Source organism: Streptomyces polyrhachis (genome assembly GCF_042663125.1).
Lineage (GTDB): Bacteria > Actinomycetota > Actinomycetes > Streptomycetales > Streptomycetaceae > Streptomyces > Streptomyces polyrhachii.
In genome coordinates this window covers 1-22,310 of record NZ_JBHSZO010000040.1, presented here as the reverse complement: position 1 = coordinate 22,310, position 22,310 = coordinate 1, and the positions used below count along the sequence as shown (strand labels likewise).

Sequence of the window (22,310 nt, the reverse complement as noted above, 5' to 3'; positions counted from 1 at the left end):
GGCGGCCGGAGGCGGGGGGTGTGTCGGCTCTGAGAAGATCGGACCCATGGAAACACCGCCGCCCGCCACCCCGCACACCCTTCCCACGGACGCGGACCTCGCCGCCGTACGTGCCCAGCTCGGCCGTACCCCGCGCGGTACGCGGGCCGTCGCCCACCGCTGCCCCTGCGGCAACCCCGACGTGGTGGAGACCGCCCCGCGCCTGCCCGACGGGACGCCCTTCCCCACGCTCTACTACCTGACCTGCCCGCGCGCCGCCTCCGCCATCGGCACGCTGGAGGCGAACGGCGTGATGAAGGAGATGTCCGCCCGCCTCGCCGAGGACGCGGAGCTGGCCGCCGCCTACCGCCGGGCCCACGAGGACTACCTCGCGCGCCGCGACGAGCTGGAGGTGCTGCGGGGCTTCCCCAGCGCCGGCGGGATGCCGGACCGGGTGAAGTGCCTGCACGTGCTGGTCGCCCACTCCCTCGCCGCCGGCCCCGGGGTGAACCCGCTGGGCGACGAGGCCATCGCGATGCTCCCCGAGTGGTGGCGCAAGGGCCCCTGCGTGAGCCCGCAGGACGCCTGCGGCGCGGAGCCGGAGAGCGCCGCCGGACCCGAGAGCGCCGCCGGACCGGAGAGCCCGGAGCCCGCCGCGTGACCCGCGTCGCCGCGATCGACTGCGGTACGAACTCCATCCGCCTGCTCGTCGCGGACGCCGACCCCGCGACCGGGAGGCTGACGGACCTCGACCGCCGGATGGCCATCGTGCGCCTGGGCCAGGGCGTCGACCGCACCGGCCGCCTCGCCCCCGAGGCGCTGGAGCGCACCTTCGCCGCCTGCCGCGAGTACGCCGGCGTCATCGCCGGACTCGGCGCCGAGCGCGTCCGGTTCGCCGCCACCTCCGCCTCCCGCGACGCGGACAACCGCGCGGACTTCGTGCGCGGCGTGGTGGACATCCTGGGCGTGGAGCCGGAGGTGATCACCGGCGGGCAGGAGGCGGAGTTCTCCTTCACCGGCGCGACGCGGGAGCTGAGCGGGCGGTTCGAGGCGCCGTACCTGGTGGTCGACATCGGCGGCGGCTCCACGGAGTTCGTCCTCGGCGGCGCACACGTGGACGCCGCGCGCTCGCTCGACATCGGCTGCGTGCGCCTCACCGAGCGCCACCACTTCTCCGACCCGCCCACCGCCGCCCAGCTCGACGCGGCCCGCGCCGACATCGCGGCGGCGCTGGACGAGGCGGCGCGGTCCGTACCGCTGGACGGGGCCGCGACCCTGGTGGGCCTGGCCGGCTCGGTGACCACGCTGGCGGCGATCGCGCTGGACCTCCCGGCCTACGACCCCGCCGCCGTCCACCACAGCCGCGTCCCGCTGGCGCGCGTGCGCGAGCTGACCCGCCGCCTGACCACCGCGAGCCAGGAGGAGCGCGCGGCGATCCCGGTCATGCACCCGGGCCGCGTCGACGTGATCGCGGCGGGCGCCCTCATCCTGCTGGCGGTCATGGAGCGCACCGGCGCCCGGGAGGTGGTCGCCAGCGAGCACGACATCCTGGACGGCATCGCCCTCAGCTGCGTCTGAGGATGCGTCCGAAGACTCCGCAACGCCCTCTCGCGGGGCCGCCGCGACGAACTTCGTGAAGATTTTCACATGGATTTCGGACCGGTTGGCCCCCATGCGCCCGCCCAGCTGAGCCCTGGCCGTCACAAGGGTGCGATCCACCCTTCATACGGCCGTGACATCGCCCCCCGTGCCGTACGAAACCGCAGGTGGGAGGGATGTGTCCGCCGGTAGCCCCGGTACCGTGGCGCGGTCCGGAAAGTGCGGCCGCGCAGTGTAGCACCACCCCCGGGAAAGCTTGTGAACCCCCTCACGAGCGACCCCCCGCGGGGTGCTGGATACTCGATTGCATGAGCACCACGGAGCGTCCCAGGATCCTCGTCGTAGGCGGCGGATACGTCGGCCTGTACGCGGCTCGTCGCATCCTCAAGAAGATGCGCTACGCCGAGGCGACCGTGACGGTCGTCGACCCCCGCTCGTACATGACGTACCAGCCCTTCCTCCCCGAGGCTGCCGCCGGCAGCATCTCCCCCCGCCACGTCGTGGTGCCGCTGCGCCGGGTGCTGCCCGGCGCCGAGGTGCTCACCGGCCGGGTCGTCCACATCGACCAGGAGCGCAAGGTGGCGACCGTCCGGCCGCTGGTCGGCGAGTCCTACGAGCTGCCCTTCGACTACCTGGTCGTCGCGCTGGGCGCGGTCTCCCGCACCTTCCCGATCCCCGGCCTCGCCGAGACCGGCATCGGCATGAAGGGCGTGGAGGAGGCCATCGGCCTGCGCAACCACGTGCTGGAGCAGCTGGACAAGGCCGAGTCGACCAACGACGCCGAGCTGCGGCGCAAGGCGCTGACCTTCGTCTTCGTCGGCGGCGGCTTCGCCGGCGCGGAGACCATAGGCGAGGTGGAGGACCTGGCGCGCGACGCGTGCAAGTACTACCCCTCCATCAGCCGCGACGACATGCGCTTCATCCTCGTCGACGCCGCCGACAAGATCCTCCCCGAGGTCGGCCCGGAGCTGGGCAAGTGGGGCCTGCGCCACCTCCAGCAGCGCGGTATCGAGGTCTACCTCGGCACCTCCCTGGAGTCCTGCGTCGACGGCCGTGTGGTGCTGAAGAACGGTCTGGAGGCCGACACCAACACCCTGGTGTGGACCGCCGGCGTCAAGCCCAACCCGGTCCTGCGCGAGTACGGCCTGCCGCTGGGCCCGCGCGGCCACGTGGACACGCTGCCGACCCTGCAGGTCAAGGGCATGGACGGGGTCTGGGCCGCCGGCGACAACGCCCAGGTGCCCGACCTCGCCGTCGGTGAGGGCGCCTGGTGCCCGCCCAACGCCCAGCACGCGCTGCGCCAGGCCAAGGTCCTCGGCGACAACGTGATCTCCGGGATGCGCGGCTTCCCGCAGCAGGAGTACAAGCACACGAACAAGGGCGCGGTCGCCGGTCTGGGTCTGCACAAGGGCGTGGCCATGATCAACCTCGGCCCGTTCAAGCTGAAGCTCAAGGGCCGGCTGGCCTGGTACATGCACCGCGGCTACCACGGCATGGCCGTCCCGACCTTCAACCGGAAGATCCGGGTGCTGGCCGACTGGACGCTGGCGATGTTCCTCAAGCGCGAGGTCGTCTCGCTGGGCGCGATGGAGTCCCCGCGCGACGAGTTCTACCAGGCCGCCAAGCCGCCGACACCGGTCGCCAAGCCGGCCGAGGTCAAGGAGCCCGCGAAGGCCTCCTGACGCCGCGCGGTCCGCATTCCGAAGGGCGCTCCTCCCGTACGCGGGGAGGGCGCCCTTCGGTGTGTACGGGGACTGTACGGACCCGCCCGACGTGTTAGGTATGGGGAGACCGTCCGCCGGACCGCGTATCGGAGGTGCGCCATGGCCGATGCCGCGCTGCGGCTGTCCGAGATCACCGAGCAGCTCACCGGGGCGCCCCCGCCGCTGCGGATCAGGGCCTGGGACGGCAGCGTCCGCGGGCCCGACGGCACCCCCGCCCTGGTCGTGCGCCACCCGCGCGCCCTGCGCCGCTTCCTGTGGCGCCCCGGCGAACTGGGCCTCGCCCGCGCCTGGGTGGCCGGGGAGCTCGACGTCGAGGGCGATCTGTACGAGGCGCTGGAGCTGCTGGCCGGGGCGCTCTGGGAGCGGGCCGACACCCCCCGCCGCCTGCCCACCGCCGGTCAGCGCGCCGCCGCCCGCTCGCTCCTCGCGCTGGCCGGACCCTGGCCGCCGCCGCGCCCGCCCCGCGAGGAGGTCCGCCGCCGGCGGGGGCCGCTGCACACCCTCAGCCGCGACCGGACGGCGGTCAGCCACCACTACGACGTCGGCAACGACTTCTACGCCCTGGTCCTGGGGCCGACCATGGTCTACTCCTGCGCCTACTTCTCGCCGGGCGCCACCCTGGAGCAGGCCCAGCACGACAAGCTCGACCTCGTCTGCCGCAAGCTCGGCCTGCGCCCCGGGCAGCGGCTGCTGGACGTCGGCTGCGGCTGGGGCTCGCTGGCCCTGCACGCCGCGCGGGAGTACGGGGCGCGGGTGGTGGGCATCACGCTCTCCGCCGAGCAGGCGGCGTACGCCCGCGAGCGCGTCGCGCAGGCCGGGCTCGGCGGGCGGGTGGAGATCAGGGTGCAGGACTACCGGACGGTCGGCGACGGCCCGTACGACGCCGTCGCCTCGATCGGGATGGCCGAGCACGTCGGCGCCGCCGCCTACGGCCGCTACGCGCGGCGGCTGCACGGGCTGCTGCGGCCCGGCGGACGGCTGCTCAACCACCAGATCTCCCGGCGCCCCCGCGCCACGGGGCGGGCCGAAACCGCCTACCACGTCGACGAGTTCATCGACGCCTACGTCTTCCCCGACGGCGAACTGGCCCCGCTGGGCGAGACGCTGGGCGCCCTGGAGCGGGCGGGCTTGGAGGCGCGCGACGTGGAGGTGCTGCGTGAGCACTACGCGCTGACCCTGCGGGCCTGGGTGGCCAACCTGGAGGCCGGCTGGCAGCCGGCGGTGGCCGCGACCTCCCTGGGGCGGGCGCGGGTCTGGCGGCTGTACATGGCGGCCTCGGCGCTCTCCTTCGAACGCAACCGCATCGGCGTGAACCAGGTGCTGTGCGTACGCACCTCCCCCGCGGGCGACTCCGGCCTGGAGCTGCGGCCGAGGACCTGGCGGGAGTGAGAGGCTGTTGCCGAACCCCCGTCTGCGCCCCGACGCCCGGCACGCACTCTCGCCGCACCCCGTCGCAGGACAGGTGGCTCCGCCACATGACCTGCGACGGCGCACGCCGAGAGCACGCACCGACCGCCGCTGCGCCCGCGCTTCGCGCGGACGACGGGGGTTCGGCAACAGCCTCTGAGGACCGGGGACGGCCCGGAGCCGCGACGGCCCGGAGCCGCGACGGCGCGGGCCGGGCTCCCCCCGTGGAGAGCCCGGCCCGCGCCGGCGAGTGGCGCCGCTACTCGCTCTTGATCGACGCCAGTACGTTCAGCCGCGCCGCGCGCCGGGCCGGCCACAGCGCCGCGATGACGCCGACCAGGGCGGCCAGGGCGAGGAAGACGCCCAGCCGGTCCCAGGGCAGGACCAGGGAGTACGTCGACAGGCCGGTCGCGATCAGCTCGCCGGCCGCCCAGCCCAGGAAGACGCCCAGGCCGATGCCGAGCACCCCGCCGAACAGGGAGATGGTCAGCGACTCCAGCCGCACCATGCGCTTGACCCCGCGCCGGTCCAGGCCGATCGCGCGCAGCATCCCGATCTCCTGCGAACGCTCGAAGACCGACATCGCCAGCGTGTTGATCACGCCGAGGACCGCGACGACGACCGCCATGCCCAGCAGCCCGTACAGGACGTTGAGCATCATGGTGAAGAAGCCGGCGATCTCCTCGGAGACGTCCTGCTTGTCCATGACGCGGATCGCGGGGTTGTCGCCCAGCGCCGCCGCCAGCCGGTCCTTGCCCGCCTCGCTGACGCCGTCCTTCGTCTTGACGAAGACCAGCATGTCGAGCGGCCGGTCCAGGTGCGCGTCGACGGCGGCGGTGTCGAGCATGAGGCCGCGCACCATCTCGTTGCCCTGGTAGACGCCCGAGATCTCGATCTCGCCCTTGGCGCTGTCCTGCCAGGTCACGGGGATGCGCTCGCCGAGCTTCCAGCCCTTCTCGCGCGCGGTCTCCTCGTCGACGATGGCGTGCCGGCCGCTCAGGTCCGCGAAGGAGCCGGCGGTGAAGTCCAGGTCGAGCAGCTGCGGGGCGTCCTTGCCGTTGACGGCGGTCAGGAACTCGTCGTCGCCGTGGATGCGGACCGGGGCGTTGCGCAGGGGTGTGACGGCGGTGACCTCCGGCAGGGCGGACAGCTTCTCGCCGACCTCGGGGGACAGGGGGCCGTTGGCCATGGAGACCTGGTAGTCGGCCTTCATCGCGGAGGTGGCCATCGTGTCGATGGCGGAGGCCATGCTGGTGCCGATCACCGTCAGGCCCGTGACCAGCGTCAGGCCGATCATCAGCGCCGAGGCGGTGGCGGCGGTACGGCGCGGGTTGCGCACCGCGTTCTGCCGCGCCAGGCGGCCCGAGACCCCGAAGGGGCGCAGGATCGGCCCGGCCAGGGCGATCACCGGGCGCGAGAGCAGCGGCGTCAGCACGAACACCCCGACGAGCAGCAGCGCCGCGCCGCCGCCCATGGCCGCGCGGCCGTCGCTCATGGTGATCGCGGCGAGCACCAGGGCGGCGCCGGCGCCGGCCAGCAGCGAGCCGATGGTGTTGCGGACGACCAGGGTGCGGGTGGTCGCCACCGCGTGCACGCTGCTCATCGCGGCCACCGGCGGGATCTTCGCGGCCCGGCGCGCGGGCAGCCAGGCGGCGCCCACCGTCACCACCACGCCCACCAGCAGCGAGGTCAGCACGGTCGCCGGCGTGACGACCAGCGGACCGTCGGGCACGGTCGAGCCGATGGAGGAGAGCAGCGAGCGCAGCCCCGCCCCGATACCGATGCCCGCGCCCAGGCCGACCAGGGCGGCGACGGCGCCGACGGTGGCGGCCTCGATCAGCACCGAGCGCGTCACCTGGCGGCGGCTGGCGCCCACCGCGCGCAGCAGCGCCAGCTCCTTGGTGCGCTGGGCGACCAGCATGGTGAAGGTGTTGACGATCAGGAAGACGCCGACGAAGAGGGCGATCCCGGCGAAGGCCAGCATGCCGGTGCGCATGCCGCTCATGCCCGCCTCGATATCGGCGGCCTGGTCGGCGGCGAGCTTGTCCGCGGTGACCGCCTTGGCCTCGGCGGGCAGGATCGCGGCGGCCTGCTTCTTCAGCTCGGCCTGGCTGGTGCCGGGGCGGGCGGTCAGCTCGACGGAGCTGAACTCGCCCTTCCTGGCGAAGAGTTCCTGGGCGGTGGCGGTGTCGAAGAGCACCAGGGTGCCGCCCGCGGCGACGTTGCCGTCGTCGGTGGTGAAGATGCCGGTGACGCGCTCCTCGCGTACCGGTCCGGCCACCGAGAGGCGGGCGGTGTCGCCGACGCGGTAGCCGGCGCGCTCGGCGCTCCTGGCGTCCAGCGCGATCTCGCCGGCGCCCCGGGGCGCCCGGCCCTCCTTCATCGGGTAGCGGGCGTCGTCGGTGCCGTAGTAGTTGGCGCCGGTGGTCGACCAGCCCTTGCCGACCAGCCTGCCCTGCTTGTCGGCGAGGGCGGCGAAGCCGGAGACGCTGCCCACGGCGCGCTCGGTGCCGGGCAGCGCGGCGGCCTGCTCCAGCAGCTTCCCGGTGAGCGCGGGCGCCTCACCGGGGCGGCCCTCGGCGCCGCCGCTGTCGGGGCGCAGCTGGACGTCGAGGTGGTCGTAGCCCTTCTCGGCGCTCCTGGTGTAGGCGTCGGAGACGGTGGCGGTGAAGACGAGGGTGCCGGAGACGAAGGCGACGCCGAGCATGACGGCGAGCACGGTCATCAGCAGCCGGGCCTTGTGCGCGAGGACGTTGCGCAGTGCGGTTCTCAGCATGGGTGTACGGATCCAGGGTGTGGTGGCGGGCGGCGAGGGGTCAGCGGGCGTCGGAGTCGGAGCGCGCCCCCACCGGGGACCTGCTCCCCGGCAGGTTGCGCATCCGGTCCAGGACCGTGTCCGCCGTGGGCTCGCGCAGTTCGTCGACGATCCGGCCGTCGGCGAGGAAGACGACCCGGTCCGCGTAGGCCGCGGCCGCCGGGTCGTGGGTGACCATGACGACCGTCTGGCCCAGCTCGCGCACCGAGTTGCGCAGGAAGCCCAGCACCTCGGCGCTGGAGCGCGAGTCGAGGTTGCCGGTCGGCTCGTCGGCGAAGATGATCTCGGGCCGGGAGGCGAGGGCGCGGGCCACGGCGACGCGCTGCTGCTGGCCGCCGGAGAGCTGGCCGGGGCGGTGCTTGAGGCGCCCCTCCAGGCCGACGGCGCGCACCACGCGCTCCAGCCACTCCGGCTCGGGAGCGCGCCCGGCGATGTCCATGGGGAGGGTGATGTTCTCCAGCGCGTTCAGGGTGGGGAGCAGGTTGAACGCCTGGAAGACGAAGCCGATCTTGTCGCGGCGCAGCCGGGTGAGGTGCTTGTCCTTCAGCCCCGTCAGCTCGGTGTCCCCGATCCGGGCCGAACCGGCGGAGACGGAGTCCAGCCCCGCCATGCAGTGCATGAGGGTGGACTTGCCCGAGCCGGAGGGCCCCATGATCGCGGTGAACTCCCCGCGCGCGAACTCCACGCTGACCGCGTCCAGCGCCACGACCTGCGTCTCACCGCGCCCGTAGACCTTGGTCAGCTCGGTGGCCGTGGCCGCGGGGGCAGTCCGCGTCGCGGGCTGGGCGGCGGGGGCGCCGGGGGTGAGGGTGGTCACGGGGAGGGCTCCTGTCGTACGCGTGTCATACGTGCGGCCCGCATGTGTCGCACATGGGGTCACTTTTCGGTCGTGTCCATGCTGCCTGGTCGGAGGGCTGCGGGGATCAGCCCAGGCTCCGGTATCGGCACCAGCCGAAGGAGGTATTCCGGTCCTTCGGGGTCATCCCCAGGTATGACATCCGCCGCCGCGGGGGTCCGGGGCGGGCAGCGTGCGGGGGCCGCTTGCTGAACGGCCGTACAGCCGTCAATTCCAGCCAACATCACTCCAGGGCAGGAGAGTTGCACCTGCGGTGGCGGATAGTCTGGTGACGCGTCAGAGGGGGTATCCGCACCCAGCGTGGGGACACCGTCCCTGCCTCGAGGATCTGCCCGGGTGGTGGAAAGCAGACACGGCGACCTTAAAAGTCGCTGGCCTTCGGGTCGTGCCGGTTCAAGTCCGGCTCCGGGCACCTCGCTCCTCTCCGCCGGCGGTCTCCTCCGGTGCGCCGGCGACGTGAACCCTTGGGTAAAGATCCGTCCATGGGCTGGCGCAATCCCTTTGCCCAACCATTACCCTGGGGGCAGTGTTCGCAGCTTGGCTGCGACCAGTGGCCATAAAGGAGTGAGATGAGAAGCAGCAACCCGGTCTTCTCGCGACGGGGGTTCAGTCACGACGGCGGCACCGCGGGCTACGGCGCGCAGCCGCAGGCCGGCGGCGCCGCGACGGCCACCGGTGGGAACCCGTACGCGCAGGCAGGCGGAAGCAACCCCTACGCCGCGAACCCCTACGCCCCCGAGGGCCAGCAGCAGGGCGAGTGGGCGCCGTACGCCGCGGCGGCCGGCACCCGGATGACGATGGACGACGTCGTCAGCCGCACCGGCATGACGCTCGGCCTGGTGGTCCTCGCGGCCGTCGCCTCCTGGATCACCCTGGACGGGGCGAGCAGCTCCGGCCTCGGCGTCGGTGTCGCCGCCGGCCTCATCGGCTTCGTGCTGGCGATGGTCCAGAGCTTCAAGCGCAAGCCCGTCCCCGCGCTGATCCTGGCCTACGCCGTCTTCGAGGGCGTCTTCCTGGGCGCGATCAGCGAGTACTTCAACACCTACTTCGGCAGCGGCGGCGCCATGACCGGCGTCGTCATGCAGGCCGTGATCGGCACCATGGCGGTCTTCGCCGGCGTGCTGGTGGCCTACAAGCAGCGGTGGATCCGCGTCACGGGCCGCTTCCAGCGGTACGTGATCGGCGCCGCGATCGGCTTCATCCTGCTGATGGCGGTCAACAGCCTCGTCGCCCTCTTCGCCGGCGGCGACGGGATGGGCCTGCGCAGCGGCGGCCTGGGTATCGCCTTCGGCGTGCTGGGCGTCATCCTCGGCGCCTGCTTCCTCGCCCTGGACTTCAAGCAGGTCGAGGACGGCATCGCCTACGGTGCCCCGCGCGAGGAGGCGTGGCTGGCGGCCTTCGGCCTGACGATGACGCTGGTGTGGCTCTACACCGAGCTGCTGCGCCTGTTCTCCCTTCTTCAGGGCGACGACTGACGCGCCGGTTGACGTGAGGAGGACCCGCCCGGGCTCGGACCCGGGCGGGTCCTTCGTCGTTCCGGCCCCTCTCGTCTCGGTGCGCTGCCGCTCCGGGCGGACCTCAGAGCAGGCGCCGCGCGGCACGCCTCATGTCGTACTCGTGGATGATCGCCTTGGCGTGGCCGTACGCGAGTTCGTGCTCGTGCCGGAGCCAGCTGACCTTCTCCTCGAAGCGGAAGAGGCAGGGCCCGTTCTCAACGGTGCGCATCCAGTCGGCGACTTCACGACCGGTGCAGTGGGGGATGCGGGAGAGCAGGTTCTTGTGGGTTTCCTCGGAGAAGGAGAGTTGGGACATCGGCGCCTCCGGGCCGCTCGGCAAGAAGTCCTTCCTCGAACCGTGCCCGAGCATTCGGCCGTTGGCAACCATGCGGGGCGTACGGCTGTGAACACGCGCGGCGCGCGCGCCCGTTGCGCCCCTCTACGCTCAGTGCATGCCTGATACGGAACCGCTGCTGACCGCCGTTGACCGACTCGCCGACCGCCTGCGCGCCCTGCCGGAGAGCAGACTGCGCCGGGGCGCGGGGGAGGCGGGGCTGGCGCTGGCGCGGGAGCTGGCGCTGCGCGCGCAGCGGCTGGAGGAGCCCGGCGCCGAGCCGCGCGCGATGCCGGCGGCCGGGCTCTTCGCGGTGGGCGACCAGGTCGCCGTCGCCGGCCACGACCTCGCGGACGCACTGCGCGCCGCCCCCCGTGAGGAGGCGGCGCGGGAGCTGGCGGGGGCGCTGGAGCTGGTGGATGGGTGTGCGGGGGCGGTGGGCTGAGACCGTACGGACCACGCGGCCGTACGGTCGGGAGGCTGGCCTCAGAGCGAGGCGATGACCCGGTCGGCCAGCACGTACACGCTCTCCGCGCCGCACTCGAAGGTCAGCGCGAAGGCGCCCGAGACGGCCGAGCCGCCCAGCAGCGCCACCTGCGTGCCGCCCTGCAGCGCGTCCGCGAGGTGCTCGGCGGTGTCGCGGTGGCCGGGGGAGAGGCACAGGGTGGTGCCGTCGGCGAAGACGTAGACGTCGAGGGTGCCCAGCGGGCCGGTGCGTACGTCCACCAGCGGGGTGCGCAGCTCGGAGAGGTCCTCCAGGCGCGCGACCGTGCGCTCGTGGTCCGCGATAGCGGGCGCCGCGGCGTGCGGGCGGAAGTCGGGGTGCGAGGGGTGGCGGCGGCGCGCGGCGGCCAGCTCGGCGGAGTCCGCGACGGACTCGGCGTCCTCGGCCGGCTCGGTGGCCAGCTCGGCCAGCTCGGCGTCGACCAGCGGCTCGATGCCCGCCAGGGAGGCCAGATCGGTCTGGTTCGGTATGAACACGGAGCCCTCGAAGAGGCCCGTACCGCCGAAGAAGGGGGCGTCCGCGCTCTCGCGCGCCTCCTGCTCGGCCCAGAACGCCCGCGCCTCGGCCAGCTCGTGCTCGCGCTCCGCGGCCAGCGCCTCGCCGACGGCGGCGCGTATGTCGGCGCGCAGCTCGGCGGGGTGCGCCTCGCGCTGTGCGGGGACCGTGCCGACGGCCAGCTCGGCGCGCAGGTCGGCGACCTCGCGGCGCAGTCCGCGCAGCGTGCGCACGGCGGCGGCGCCCAGTACGGTGCCGGTGGCCGCGACGAGCAGCAGGGCGGCGATACCGAGGTTTGTGGCGCTCACTGGCTCTACTCCTGTAGCTGTCGGGTCCCCAAGTTCTACCCCAGGCTGTCAAAGGCGGGTACCCCACCCCCAGTGCAAAAAGGCACGAACCGGACAGGACCTTGGTCCCGTCCGGTTCGTGCCGCTACGGTGCGTCCAGCCGGTACGGACAGACCGTACGGACAGCCCGTGCGCCCCGGGCGGACGCGGGCGTCCGCGGTGGCCGCCGCTGCCTCAGCTGAGGCGCTCGATCACCATCGCCATGCCCTGGCCGCCGCCCACGCACATCGTCTCCAGGCCGAACTGCTTGTCGTGCCACTGGAGGCTGTTGATCAGCGTGCCCGTCAGGCGTGCGCCCGTCATACCGAAGGGGTGACCGACGGCGATGGCGCCGCCGTTGACGTTCAGCCGGTCCAGGTCGATGCCCAGGTCCCGGTAGGAGGGGATGACCTGCGCGGCGAACGCCTCGTTGATCTCGACCAGGTCGATGTCGGAGATGGACAGCCCCGCGCGCCGGAGGGCCTGCTTGCTCGCCTCGACCGGGCCCAGGCCCATGATCTCGGGGGAGAGGCCGGAGACGCCGGTGGAGACCACGCGGGCCAGCGGGGTCAGGCCCAGCTCGCGCGCCTTGGTGTCGGACATGACGACCAGGGCGGCGGCGCCGTCGTTGAGCGAGCAGCAGTTGCCGGCGGTGATCATGCCGTTGGGGCGGAAGACGGGCTTGAGGCCCTGCACGCCCTCCAGCGTCACGCCCGCGCGCGGGCCGTCGTCGGCGCTGACCACGGTGCCGTCGGGGGTGGTGACGGGGGTGATCTCGCGGGCCCAGAAGCCGTCCGCGATGGCCTTCTCGGCGAGGTTCTGCGAGCGGACGCCGAACTCGTCCATCTCCTGGCGGGTGATGCCCTTCTGCCGCGCCAGGTTCTCGGCGGTCTGGCCCATCGCGATGTAGACGTCCGGCACCTTGCCGTCGGCGCGCGGGTCGTGCCACTCCTCGGCGCCCTCCGCGGCGGTGGCGGCCGTCCGGGCCTGGGCCTCGGCGAAGAGGGGGTTCTGGGTGCCGGGCATGCCGTCGGAGGTGCCGTTGACGAAGCGCGAGACGGTCTCGACGCCGGCGCTGATGAAGACGTCGCCCTCGCCGGCCTTGATGGCGTGCAGCGCCATGCGGGTCGTCTGCAGGGAGGAGGAGCAGTAGCGGGTGACCGTGCAGCCCGGGAGGTGGTCCATGCCGAGCTGTACGGCGACCACGCGGCCCAGGTTGTGGCCCTGCTCGCCGCCGGGGAGGCCGCAGCCGAGCATCAGGTCGTCGATGTCGCGGGGGTCCAGGCCGGGGACCTTGTCCAGGGCGGCCTGCACGATCTGCGCGGTGAGGTCGTCGGGGCGGACGTCCTTCAGCGAGCCCTTCCCGGCGCGGCCGATCGGGGAGCGGGCGGCGGAGACAATCACGGCTTCGGGCATCGGAACTCCTGGCGGGCGCGGACGGGCGGCGTTTTCCTCTCGGGAAGCTACCCGGACGTAACGCGGCGGTCACGGGGTGGGGAGTGTGACACCGGTCCCAATTTCTGAGCGCTTGCTTAGGCCGCCCCCGGAGCGTCCCCTACGAGGCCCGGTCCTGCGCCGTCCGGGCCTCCGCGGCGTCCTCTGGCGTCACCCGCCGCCGGCGGCGGTGCTTGAGCAGCGCCCAGGGGGCGCGGCCCGTGGGCGAGGGGATCGCCGTGACCTCCGTACCGGGCTCGGCGGCGGCGCGGGCGGCGGCCTGCGCCATCGGCAGCACGCCCTCCGCGCGGCTGCGGTCGGGGCGGTCGTCGTCCGCCGGCCACAGGCCCAGCGCCGCGCTCATCGTCGGCAGCAGCGCCATCGCGGCCGTGGCGTAGCCCTCCGCGGAGGGGTGGTAGTTGTCGGGGCCGAACATCAGCCGCGGGTTCTCCGCGAACTCCGGGCCCAGCAGGTCGCCCAGCGAGACCGTCCGCCCGCCGTTCTCCAGCACGCCGATCGTCTGGGCGGCGGCCAGATGGCGGCTCACCCGCCGCGCCAGCCAGCGCAGCGGCTGGTAGACGTGCTCGACCGTGCCCATGTCCGGACAGGTGCCCACGACCACCTGGCAGTCCGCCGCCCGCAGCGCGGCCACCGCCCGGCCCAGATGGCGTACGGACTCCGCGGGCGGCATCCGGTGCGTGACGTCGTTGGCGCCGATGAGGATCACCGCCGCCTCCGGCGCGTACCCCTGCTCCCGCAGCAGCAGCTCCACCTGCCGCTCCAGGTCGTCGGACTGCGCCCCCGGCAGCGCGACGTTGCGCAGCTCCACCGTGCGCTCCGCGACCGCCGCCAGCCCGGAGGCCAGCAGCGCGCCCGGCGTCTGGCGCGGGCGGTACACGCCCTGGCCGGCGGCGGTGGAGTCGCCCAGGAAGGCGAGCCGCAGCGGGGGCAGGGTCCGGAAGTCCGCCGCCGAGGTGAGGGCGCCGCGGCTGAAGGCGAGCCCGTAGAGCCCGTCGGCGCGCGGCGGCTCGTCGTCGCCGCCGCCCACGACGCGGCGGGCGAGCTGCGCCTCCGCCACCAGCAGCCCCAGCGCCGCGCCGCCGAGCAGGCCGATACCGCCGCCGCCGTAGGCCGCCGCCGCGGCGATACGGCGCGCGACCCTCGCCCTCGACATCGTCATGGGCAGCCCTCTCGCTCGTGCGCACGCGTGTCCGTTCATCAGCTTTTTCCCACGCGGGGCGCCCCCGCAATCACCACGGGAGGGGGACGCCGCGAGAACTCCCGGTGACCGGGGCCCCGCGGCGCAGGTGCCGGGGAGGCAGGGGGCTCTGGTGCGGGCATACGCTGATCCCACACCCCCACGGGCCTACCGGCCCCCCGTGTCAGGAGCATTGGTGCAGTATCACGAGTCGATGATCGACCTCGTCGGCGACACTCCGCTGGTGAAGCTCAACCGAGTCACCGAGGGACTCGCCCCGACGGTGCTGGCGAAGGTCGAGTACTTCAACCCCGGCGGCAGCGTCAAGGACCGCATCGCGCTGCGGATGATCGAGGCCGCCGAGCGCAGCGGCGAGCTGAAGCCCGGCGGCACGATCGTCGAGCCCACCTCCGGGAACACCGGGGTCGGGCTGGCGATGGTGGCCCAGCAGAAGGGCTACAAGTGCGTCTTCGTCTGCCCGGACAAGGTCTCGACGGACAAGATCAACGTCCTGCGGGCCTACGGCGCGGAGGTCGTCGTCTGCCCCACGGCCGTCGACCCCGAGCACCCCGACTCGTACTACAACGTCTCCGACCGCCTGGTCCGTGAGACCCCCGGCGCCTGGAAGCCCGACCAGTACAGCAACCCGAACAACCCGCTCTCCCACTACGAGAGCACGGGCCCGGAGCTGTGGCAGCAGACGGACGGGAGGATCACCCACTTCGTCGCCGGCGTCGGCACCGGCGGCACGATCTCCGGCACCGGGCGCTACCTGAAGGAGGCGTCCGACGGCCGGGTCAAGGTCATCGGCGCCGACCCGGAGGGCTCGGTCTACTCCGGCGGCAGCGGGCGCCCGTACCTCATCGAGGGCGTCGGCGAGGACTTCTGGCCCACCGCCTACGACGCCTCCGTGGCGGACGAGATCATCGCGGTCTCCGACAAGGACGCCTTCCAGATGACCCGCCGCCTCGCCCGCGAGGAGGGCCTGCTGGTCGGCGGCTCCTGCGGCATGGCGGTCGTCGCGGCGCTGCGCGCGGCGGAGTCCCTCGGGCCGGACGACGTGGTGGTCGTGCTGCTCCCGGACAGCGGGCGCGGCTACCTGAGCAAGATCTTCAACGACGACTGGATGGCCGACTACGGCTTCCTCGCCGACGAGGGCTCCACCGGGGCGGTCGCGGACGTGCTCACCCACAAGGAGGGCGCGCTGCCCTCGCTGGTGCACATGCACCCCGAGGAGACCGTCGGGCAGGCGATCGAGGTGCTGCGGGAGTACGGCGTCAGCCAGATGCCCATCGTCAAGCCCGGCGCCGGACATCCCGACGTGATGGCGGCGGAGGTCGTCGGCTCGGTCGTCGAGCGGGAGCTGCTGGACGCGCTCTTCACCAAGCGCGCGCAGCTGGACGACCCGCTGGAGAAGCACATGAGCGCCCCGCTGCCGCAGGTCGGCTCCGGTGAGCCGGTGGCGGACCTGATGGCGGTGCTGGAGGGCGCGGACGCGGCGATCGTCCTGGTCGAGGGCAAGCCCACGGGCGTGGTCTCCCGCCAGGACCTCCTGGCCTTCCTGGCTAACCGCGCGTCGCACTGACGCACAGGCGGCACGACCCCGGGCCCGGGAACGACTACAGGAACGATTACGGGCCCGGGGACGACTACGGAAACGGCTACGGGCCCGGGGACGACCCCGGCCCCGTAGCCGTACAAGTACTTCGGGGATAACAGCGGCGTCCGGTGCGTGCTCTCGGCGTGCGGTGGCATGGGTCATGTGGCGGAGCCACATGACCCATGCCACCGTGCGGCGAGAGTGCGTGCCGGGGGTCGCAACCCCGGCAGCTAAAAAAGGGGGGCTTGGGCGGGGGGCCGCCGCACCTTGGCTGGTTTCGGCCGAGGGCGGGACGACGGCGGTCCCCCCGCGAGGGACGGGGGCGCGGATCGGGTCCGTGCCACGCGTCCGGGCGACCGAGGGGTCCGGGAGCCGCTCCGGAGGTCCAAGGCGCCGCATCGTGGTGCCGGCGGTTCCTCCCCCGCCGACATCCCCTACTGTGCCGGGGCGGTGTTAACCCCGTGCTGCGGGCGCGTGACGGGGGTGTACCGGTTGCGGGGCTCAGGCCCAGTCGTCCTTCTTCGGCTGCGGGCGCCGTGCCCAACTGCGGCCCACGTGCAGGGCGTTGACCCCTACGATGCCGCCCCAGGCGACGAGCAGGCCCGGCAGGCCCTCGTTCACCACGCCGATCGCCGAGAGCGGGATCGCCAGGACCAGCGAGACCGCCGCGAAGCCGAAGCGCTCGCCGAAGCCGGGATCGCCCGGTGCCGTGGAGCCGCCGCCCCGGGCCACCTGGAGCTGCTGTTCGGCGAGCTGGCGGCGCAGCCGCTGGTCGATGGTCCCGTCCAGGCGGCCCTGGACCTTCTCGAGGAAGCCCTCGACCAGCTCGTCCTCGTACTCCGGACCCAGCTCCCTGCGCGCGTGCAGGGTGGCGTCCAGTTCGCTGCTGATCTCGGGATCGCGGGCCGTCATATACCGACCGTAGAGCGCGCGGGGGCTTCGGGGGAGTAGGGCTATCCCCCCTCTTCGCGTTCTGCATAGACTCATGCAGCCGTGGCGTGGAGTGAATACGGCGGAGTGCGGGAGCGGCGGAGGTGTGGGGCGTGGCGGATGCCGGGGCGCGGTTGCAGGAGTTGTTCGAGGGGCATCGGCTGACGCCGACCCAGCGGCGGATCGCCCACTGCATGGTGCGCCGCGCGGCCGACGCGCCGTTCCTGTCCAGCGTGGAGCTGGCCGAGCTGGCGGGGGTCAGCCAGCCCTCGGTGACGCGGTTCGCGGTGGCGCTGGGCTTCGACGGCTATCCGGCGCTGCGGCGCCGTCTGCGCGAGTCCGCGCCCGGCGAGCAGCCGGCGCCGGCGGCCGCGGGGCACAACGCGTACCAGCAGGCCGTCGAGGCGGAGATCGACAACCTGCGCCGGCTGGCGGCCTCCCTGGCGGACACCTCGGCCGTCCGACGGGCCGGTGAGCTGCTCGCCGCCTCCACCCCGCTGCCGGTGCTGGGGCTGCGGGCGGCGGCGGCGCAGGCGCGGGGCTTCGCCTACTTCGCGGGCAAGGTCCACCCCGACGTACGGCTGCTGGACGAGGGCGGCTCGATGCTCACCGACCGCATCGAGGCCGCCGCGCGGGCCGGGGCGGGCGCGCTGCTGTGCTTCTCGCTGCCGCGCCATCCGCGCGAGGTCGTCGCGGCGCTGACCTGCGCGCGCGAGGCCGGGCTCGCGGTCGTCGGGGTCGCGGACAGCGGCTTCGCGCCGATCGCCCGCCACTGCGACGTGCTGCTCCCGGCGGCGGTGGGTACGGGGCTGGCCTTCGACACGGCCTGCGGGCCGATGCTGCTGGGGCGGGTGCTGCTGGAGGCGATGTGCGACGCGCTGCCGGACGCGCAGGCGCGGCTGGAGGCGTTCGACGCGCGGGCGGCGGCGCGGGGGCTGTTCCTGGACTGAGGGGCTTGGGCTGAGGGACCTGGACGGAGGCGCCCCCTCCCGGCTCACAGGTCCGTCAGCCCCGTCCCGTACGCCCCGCCGCCCTCCGCGACGATCTCCGCGAGGGACTGCGGGCGGCGCAGGGTCGCGAACCGGGTGGTCCCCGTCGCCGGGTCGGCGCGGTAGCCGTAGATGCCGGGGCGCGGCAGGCTGTTGTAGGCGAAGTGGTTCGTGGCGTAGTACGCGCCCGTGTCCAGCAGCGCCGCGTGGTCGCCGGGGTGCAGGAGGGGGAGCTTGCGGTCGCGGGCGGTCAGGTCGCCGGCGAAGCACGCGGGCCCCGCGAGGTCCTGGGCCACCGGCTCGCCCGCCTTGGGGGCGCCCTGCTGGTCGTACGCCCGCACCCGCAGCGGCCACGCCTCGGGGGCGAAGACCGTACGGGCCGCGACCTGGACGCCGGCGTGGGTGACCGCGATCGGGCGGCCCCCCGTCTCCTTGGTGTACTCCACCCGCGTCAGCACCAGCCCCGCGCGCGCCAGCAGGGCGCGGCCGAACTCGGTGGTCAGCGCGTACGCCCCGGAGAACAGCCCCGGGACCTCCGCCGCGAGGAGGCGGGCGTAGTCGCCGAAGTCGGGGGAGGGCTCGTCGCGGGAGAAGTCGACCGGCAGGCCGCCGCCGAGGTCCAGCACGGTGACCTGCCGGCGTCCCGCCGCCGCGTTGACCTCCTCCGCCAGCGTGTACAGCTCCCGTACGCCCGCCGCCATCAGGGACAGCGGGACGCCCTGCGAACCGGTGTGCGTGTGCAGGGCGGTGAGCCACGGCCGGTCCACGTACGCCTGCACGAGCCACTCCCGCGCGCCCGGATCGCGCAGCCCCACCCCGAACTTGGAGGTGGCCGTCGCCGTGGACATCGCGTCGATCGCCCCCGCGCCGAGCTGCGGGTTGACCCGCACGCCCAGCGGCGAGCTGGTCATGGTGTCCGTCAACAGGCCGTCCAGCCGGGCGAGTTCCTGCGGGTTGTCGACGTTGACCACCACGCCCAGCGCCAGCGCCTCGCGCAGCTCCGCGGTCGTCTTGGCGGGGGAGTCCAGCACGGTACGGGACGGGGCGACGCCCGCCGCCCGCGCCAGCGCCAGCTCCCCGGGGCTGGCCGCCTCGCAGCCCAGGCCCTCGGCGGCCAGCAGCCGCAGCACGGGCACCAGCGCGGCGGCCTTCGCCGCGAAGGTGTGCAGCACGCGCTGACCGGGCGCCGCCACCTCCTCGAAGGCCGCCCGCAGCGCCCGCGCCCGCTCGCGGACGGTCGCCACGTCCAGCAGCGCCGCCACCGGATGCTCCGCCGTGAGCAGCCCCTCGGCGACCGCGGCCCGCACCGCCAGATCGCGGCGGGCGGCGAGGGCCGTGTGGTCGGAGGAGGCTGCCTGGTCACAGGAGGAGTCGGAAGCGTGGTCGGCGGGCTGGGAGCCGGCGGCAGGGGTGGGCATGGCCCGCAGTCAACCACCGCAGCGGAGAGGCTGCCCAGGGCTGTCCAGAACGTGGGCGGATCCGGGCATTTACGCCAGAGGTCCAGACCTCGGGCGGGCCGTATTGACTGAAGTTATTCAGCGCGACAGGATGTGCAGCGAATCATTCATAACGGGGTCGCCGGCAGCGGCTTCGCAAGGCCAGGGAGGCGCTTGTGTCAGGACCACGCCCGGTGCGGGCCGCACGCGGTACGGAGCTGAGCGCCCAGGGGTGGCAGCAGGAGGCCGCCCTGCGGATGCTGCAGAACAACCTCGACCCCGAGGTCGCCGAGCACCCCGACAAGCTCGTCGTCTACGGCGGCACCGGCAAGGCGGCGCGCGACTGGCGCTCCTTCGACGCCATGGCGCGCACCCTGCGCGGCCTGAAGCAGGACGAGACCATGCTGGTCCAGTCCGGCCGCCCGGTCGGCGTGATGCAGACCCACGAGTGGGCGCCGCGCGTGCTGATCGCCAACTCCAACCTGGTCGGCGACTGGGCGAACTGGGAGGAGTTCCGCCGCCTGGAGGCCATGGGCCTGACCATGTACGGGCAGATGACCGCCGGTTCGTGGATCTACATCGGCACCCAGGGCATCCTGCAGGGCACGTACGAGACCTTCGCCGCCGTCGCCGCCAAGAAGTTCGGCGGCACGCTGGCCGGGACGATCACCCTGACCGCCGGCCTGGGCGGCATGGGCGGCGCCCAGCCGCTCGCCGTGACCATGAACGACGGCGTCGCGATCTGCGTCGACGTCGACCCGCGCGCCATCGAGCGCCGCATCGAGCACCGCTACCTGGACGTGCGCGCCGACAGCCCCGCCCACGCCCTGGCGCTCGCCGTCGAGGCCCGCGACGCGCGGCGCCCGTTGTCCATCGGCCTGCTGGGCAACGCCGCCGAGCTGCTCCCGCAGCTGCTCGCCGAGGGCGCGCCGATCGACATCGTCACCGACCAGACCTCCGCCCACGACCCCCTGGCCTACCTCCCCGTGGGCGTCGCCTTCGAGGACATGGCCGACGCCGCCGCCAAGGACCCGGCCGGCTTCACGGTCCGGGCCCGCGAGTCGATGGCCCGCCACGTCGAGGCCATGGTCGGCTTCATGGACGCCGGCGCCGAGGTCTTCGACTACGGCAACTCCATCCGGGGCGAGGCCCAACTCGCCGGATACGACCGGGCGTTCGCCTTTCCCGGTTTCGTCCCCGCCTACATCCGGCCGCTGTTCTGCGAGGGCAAGGGCCCCTTCCGCTGGGCCGCGCTGTCCGGTGAGGCGTCCGACATCCACAAGACGGACCGGGCGATCCTCGACCTCTTCCCCGAGAACGAGTCCCTGCACCGCTGGATCACGATGGCCGGCGAGCGCGTCCACTTCCAGGGCCTGCCCGCCCGGATCTGCTGGCTCGGCTACGGCGAGCGCGACAGGGCCGGTGAGCGCTTCAACGAGATGGTCGCCGACGGCACCCTCCAGGCGCCCCTCGTCATCGGCCGCGACCACCTCGACTGCGGCTCGGTCGCCTCCCCCTACCGGGAGACCGAGGCGATGCTCGACGGCTCCGACGCCATCGCCGACTGGCCGCTGCTCAACGCCATGGTCAACGTCGCCTCCGGCGCCTCCTGGGTGTCGCTGCACCACGGCGGCGGCGTCGGCATGGGCCGCTCCATCCACGCCGGTCAGGTCACCGTCGCCGACGGTACGGCCCTCGCCGGCGAGAAGATCCGCCGCGTGCTCACCAACGACCCCGGCATGGGCGTCATCCGGCACGTGGACGCCGGCTACGACATCGCCGAGACGGTCGCCGACGAGCGCGGGGTGCGCGTACCGATGCGCGAGGACGAGACCCCGGAGCCGACCGCGTGAGCGACACCTTCCACGCCATGTGGCGCTCGCTGCTGCCCATCGGCCGCAACGCGGCCTCCGGCGGCTACCGGCGCCACGCCTGGACCGGGGCCGACGCCGACTGCCGGCTGTGGTTCCAGGCGCAGGCCGAGGCGCGCGGGCTGGACTACGAGGTCGACCGCAACGGCAACCAGTGGGCGTGGCTGGGCGACCCTTCCCCAAGCTCTTCGAGCAGGGGATACCCCATGCGAGGTGACGCCGTCGTCACGGGCTCGCACCTGGACTCCGTGCCCGACGGGGGCGCCTTCGACGGCCCGCTCGGCGTGGTCTGCGCCTTCGCGGCGCTGGACGAACTCCGCCGCCGCGAGGCGGTGTTCACCCGGCCCTTCGGCATCGTCAACTTCACCGACGAGGAGGGCGCCCGCTTCGGCGTCTCCTGCGTGGGCTCGCGCCTCACCGCCGGCCAGCTCGACGGCGAGGCGGCGCGGGCGCTGCGCGACGCCGACGGGGTGACCCTGGCGCAGGCGATGGAGAAGGCCGGGCAGGACCCGGCCGTCCTGGGAGCGGACCCCGAACGCCTCGCGCGCATCGGGGTGTTCGTCGAACTGCACATCGAGCAGGGCGTGGCGCTGGCCGAGACGCCGCACGCGGTCGGCGTCGCCTCCGCGATCTGGCCGCACGGGCGCTGGCGCTTCGACTTCGCGGGGGAGGCCAACCACGCCGGTACGACGCGGATGGCCGACCGCCGCGACCCGATGCTGACGTACGCCTTCACGGTGCTCGCCGCGCGCAAGAAGGCCGAACTGGCCGGTGCGCGGGCGACGTTCGGGAAGATCGCGGTCGAGCCCAACGGCGTCAACGCGATCCCCTCGCTCGTCCGGGGCTGGCTCGACTCGCGGGCGGCGGACGACGCGACGCTGTCGACGGTCGTGGCGTCCATCGAGACGGCGGCGGCGGAACGCGCCGAGCGCGACGGCACGTCCGTGGCGGTGGTGCGGGAGTCGTACACGCCGGTGATCGAGTTCGAGCACGCGCTGCGGGACCGCATCGCCGCGCGGCTGGGCGGCGTACCGCTGCTGCCCACCGGGGCCGGGCACGACGCGGGCATCCTCTCGGGGGCGATCCCGACGGCGATGGTCTACGTCCGCAACCCGACGGGGGTCTCGCACTCCCCGGCGGAGACGGCGGCGGAGGACGACTGCGTGGCGGGGGTGCTGGCGCTGGCGGACGTGGTCGAGGATCTGGCGTGTGCTGCGCCGGGCGTGGGCTGACCGCTGGTCACGTCGCGCTCCGGGGGCTCCGCCCCCGGCCCCCCGAATCGCTGCTTCGCAGCTCTGGCCTCGCTGTGCTGGTCG

The 22,310-nt window shown here is 73.6% G+C and carries 18 protein-coding genes and 1 tRNA gene; 11 read left to right on the top strand and 8 right to left on the bottom strand.

Annotated elements, in window-relative coordinates; all coding sequences use genetic code 11:
• The first annotated feature begins 46 nt into the window (after nt 1–46).
• The 4 genes from ACFQLX_RS21550 (at nt 47) to ACFQLX_RS21535 (ending at nt 4,691) form a co-directional block, all read left to right on the top strand.
• Nucleotides 47–640 (top strand): DUF501 domain-containing protein, encoded by a 594-nt coding sequence (locus tag ACFQLX_RS21550; protein ID WP_386417593.1) that lies wholly within the window; start codon nt 47–49, stop codon nt 638–640.
• Entirely contained in the window at nt 637–1,557 is a 921-nt protein-coding gene (locus tag ACFQLX_RS21545; protein ID WP_386417591.1) for a Ppx/GppA phosphatase family protein, read from the top strand. The genes ACFQLX_RS21550 and ACFQLX_RS21545 overlap by 4 nt, the downstream gene beginning before the upstream one ends.
• Before the next feature lie 329 nt (nt 1,558–1,886).
• Nucleotides 1,887–3,260, top strand: coding sequence for an NAD(P)/FAD-dependent oxidoreductase (locus ACFQLX_RS21540; protein ID WP_386417590.1), 1,374 nt, complete (start codon nt 1,887–1,889; stop codon nt 3,258–3,260).
• Nucleotides 3,261–3,401: 141 nt separating this feature from the next.
• Complete coding sequence (locus ACFQLX_RS21535) at nt 3,402–4,691, top strand: class I SAM-dependent methyltransferase (RefSeq protein WP_386417588.1); 1,290 nt, start codon at nt 3,402–3,404, stop codon at nt 4,689–4,691.
• A gap of 277 nt (nt 4,692–4,968) precedes the next feature.
• Here ACFQLX_RS21535 and ACFQLX_RS21530 read toward each other — a convergent pair whose 3' ends face one another.
• Complete coding sequence (locus ACFQLX_RS21530) at nt 4,969–7,485, bottom strand: ABC transporter permease (protein WP_386417586.1); 2,517 nt, start codon at nt 7,483–7,485, stop codon at nt 4,969–4,971.
• 40 nt (nt 7,486–7,525) lie between these two features.
• A complete protein-coding gene (locus ACFQLX_RS21525; RefSeq protein ID WP_386417584.1) occupies nt 7,526–8,341 on the bottom strand; it encodes an ABC transporter ATP-binding protein in 816 nt (271 codons plus the stop codon).
• Nucleotides 8,342–8,710: 369 nt separating this feature from the next.
• Here ACFQLX_RS21525 and ACFQLX_RS21520 point away from each other — a divergent pair.
• Nucleotides 8,711–8,792: transfer RNA gene (locus tag ACFQLX_RS21520), tRNA-Leu, on the top strand.
• 157 nt (nt 8,793–8,949) lie between these two features.
• Complete coding sequence (locus ACFQLX_RS21515; RefSeq protein WP_386417582.1) at nt 8,950–9,855, top strand: Bax inhibitor-1/YccA family protein; 906 nt, start codon at nt 8,950–8,952, stop codon at nt 9,853–9,855.
• Nucleotides 9,856–9,958: 103 nt separating this feature from the next.
• Here the strand turns inward: ACFQLX_RS21515 and ACFQLX_RS21510 are convergent, their stop codons facing one another.
• On the bottom strand, nt 9,959–10,192 hold the full coding sequence (locus ACFQLX_RS21510) for a DUF4287 domain-containing protein (protein WP_386417630.1): 234 nt from the start codon (nt 10,190–10,192) through the stop codon (nt 9,959–9,961).
• A gap of 136 nt (nt 10,193–10,328) precedes the next feature.
• Here ACFQLX_RS21510 and ACFQLX_RS21505 point away from each other — a divergent pair, with 136 nt between their 5' ends.
• On the top strand, nt 10,329–10,655 hold the full coding sequence (locus tag ACFQLX_RS21505) for a hypothetical protein (protein ID WP_386417580.1): 327 nt from the start codon (nt 10,329–10,331) through the stop codon (nt 10,653–10,655).
• A gap of 41 nt (nt 10,656–10,696) precedes the next feature.
• On the opposite strand, the gene ACFQLX_RS21500 is transcribed toward ACFQLX_RS21505, so the two are convergent.
• The 3 genes from ACFQLX_RS21500 to ACFQLX_RS21490 form a co-directional block, all read right to left on the bottom strand.
• Nucleotides 10,697–11,518 carry a hypothetical protein gene (locus tag ACFQLX_RS21500; protein WP_386417578.1) on the bottom strand — a complete coding sequence of 274 codons (822 nt, stop codon included), beginning with the start codon at nt 11,516–11,518 and terminating at the stop codon, nt 10,697–10,699.
• Nucleotides 11,519–11,731: 213 nt separating this feature from the next.
• Nucleotides 11,732–12,952, bottom strand: coding sequence for an acetyl-CoA C-acetyltransferase (locus ACFQLX_RS21495; protein WP_386417576.1), 1,221 nt, complete (start codon nt 12,950–12,952; stop codon nt 11,732–11,734).
• Between the two features lie 139 nt (nt 12,953–13,091).
• Entirely contained in the window at nt 13,092–14,150 is a 1,059-nt protein-coding gene (locus ACFQLX_RS21490; protein ID WP_386417575.1) for an SGNH/GDSL hydrolase family protein, read from the bottom strand.
• A 214-nt stretch (nt 14,151–14,364) separates the two neighbouring features.
• On the opposite strand from ACFQLX_RS21490, the gene ACFQLX_RS21485 reads away from it, so the two are divergent.
• Nucleotides 14,365–15,753 carry a cystathionine beta-synthase gene (locus ACFQLX_RS21485; protein ID WP_386417573.1) on the top strand — a complete coding sequence of 463 codons (1,389 nt, stop codon included), beginning with the start codon at nt 14,365–14,367 and terminating at the stop codon, nt 15,751–15,753.
• Between the two features lie 516 nt (nt 15,754–16,269).
• Here the strand turns inward: ACFQLX_RS21485 and ACFQLX_RS21480 are convergent.
• Entirely contained in the window at nt 16,270–16,680 is a 411-nt protein-coding gene (locus ACFQLX_RS21480) for a hypothetical protein (protein ID WP_386417571.1), read from the bottom strand.
• Between the two features lie 131 nt (nt 16,681–16,811).
• Here ACFQLX_RS21480 and ACFQLX_RS21475 point away from each other — a divergent pair, with 131 nt between their 5' ends.
• Nucleotides 16,812–17,648 carry a MurR/RpiR family transcriptional regulator gene (locus ACFQLX_RS21475; protein ID WP_386417569.1) on the top strand — a complete coding sequence of 279 codons (837 nt, stop codon included), beginning with the start codon at nt 16,812–16,814 and terminating at the stop codon, nt 17,646–17,648.
• Nucleotides 17,649–17,692: 44 nt separating this feature from the next.
• Here the strand turns inward: ACFQLX_RS21475 and ACFQLX_RS21470 are convergent, their stop codons facing one another.
• Entirely contained in the window at nt 17,693–19,105 is a 1,413-nt protein-coding gene (locus tag ACFQLX_RS21470) for a type III PLP-dependent enzyme domain-containing protein (RefSeq protein WP_386417567.1), read from the bottom strand.
• Between the two features lie 194 nt (nt 19,106–19,299).
• On the opposite strand from ACFQLX_RS21470, the gene hutU reads away from it, so the two are divergent.
• A complete protein-coding gene (gene hutU, locus ACFQLX_RS21465; protein WP_386417566.1) occupies nt 19,300–20,976 on the top strand; it encodes a urocanate hydratase in 1,677 nt (558 codons plus the stop codon).
• 17 nt (nt 20,977–20,993) lie between these two features.
• Nucleotides 20,994–22,226, top strand: a complete 1,233-nt coding sequence (locus tag ACFQLX_RS21460) for an allantoate amidohydrolase (RefSeq protein ID WP_386417628.1) — start codon at nt 20,994–20,996, stop codon at nt 22,224–22,226.
• The last annotated feature ends 84 nt before the right edge of the window (nt 22,227–22,310 follow it).

Excerpts from the sequence above, each read along its gene's own strand:
- ACFQLX_RS21515 (WP_386417582.1), top strand. The coding sequence starts at position 8,950 with ATGAGAAGCAGCAACCCGGTCTTCTCGCGACGGGGGTTCAGTCACGAC.
- ACFQLX_RS21460 (WP_386417628.1), top strand. The coding sequence starts at position 20,994 with ATGTGGCGCTCGCTGCTGCCCATCGGCCGCAACGCGGCCTCCGGCGGC.
- ACFQLX_RS21495 (WP_386417576.1), bottom strand. The coding sequence starts at position 12,952 with ATGCCCGAAGCCGTGATTGTCTCCGCCGCCCGCTCCCCGATCGGCCGC.
- ACFQLX_RS21535 (WP_386417588.1), top strand. The coding sequence starts at position 3,402 with ATGGCCGATGCCGCGCTGCGGCTGTCCGAGATCACCGAGCAGCTCACC.
- ACFQLX_RS21480 (WP_386417571.1), bottom strand. The coding sequence starts at position 16,680 with ATGACGGCCCGCGATCCCGAGATCAGCAGCGAACTGGACGCCACCCTG.
- ACFQLX_RS21510 (WP_386417630.1), bottom strand. The coding sequence starts at position 10,192 with ATGTCCCAACTCTCCTTCTCCGAGGAAACCCACAAGAACCTGCTCTCC.
- ACFQLX_RS21505 (WP_386417580.1), top strand. The coding sequence starts at position 10,329 with ATGCCTGATACGGAACCGCTGCTGACCGCCGTTGACCGACTCGCCGAC.
- ACFQLX_RS21470 (WP_386417567.1), bottom strand. The coding sequence starts at position 19,105 with ATGCCCACCCCTGCCGCCGGCTCCCAGCCCGCCGACCACGCTTCCGAC.
- ACFQLX_RS21490 (WP_386417575.1), bottom strand. The coding sequence starts at position 14,150 with ATGACGATGTCGAGGGCGAGGGTCGCGCGCCGTATCGCCGCGGCGGCG.
- ACFQLX_RS21540 (WP_386417590.1), top strand. The coding sequence starts at position 1,887 with ATGAGCACCACGGAGCGTCCCAGGATCCTCGTCGTAGGCGGCGGATAC.
- ACFQLX_RS21530 (WP_386417586.1), bottom strand. The coding sequence starts at position 7,485 with ATGCTGAGAACCGCACTGCGCAACGTCCTCGCGCACAAGGCCCGGCTG.
- ACFQLX_RS21550 (WP_386417593.1), top strand. The coding sequence starts at position 47 with ATGGAAACACCGCCGCCCGCCACCCCGCACACCCTTCCCACGGACGCG.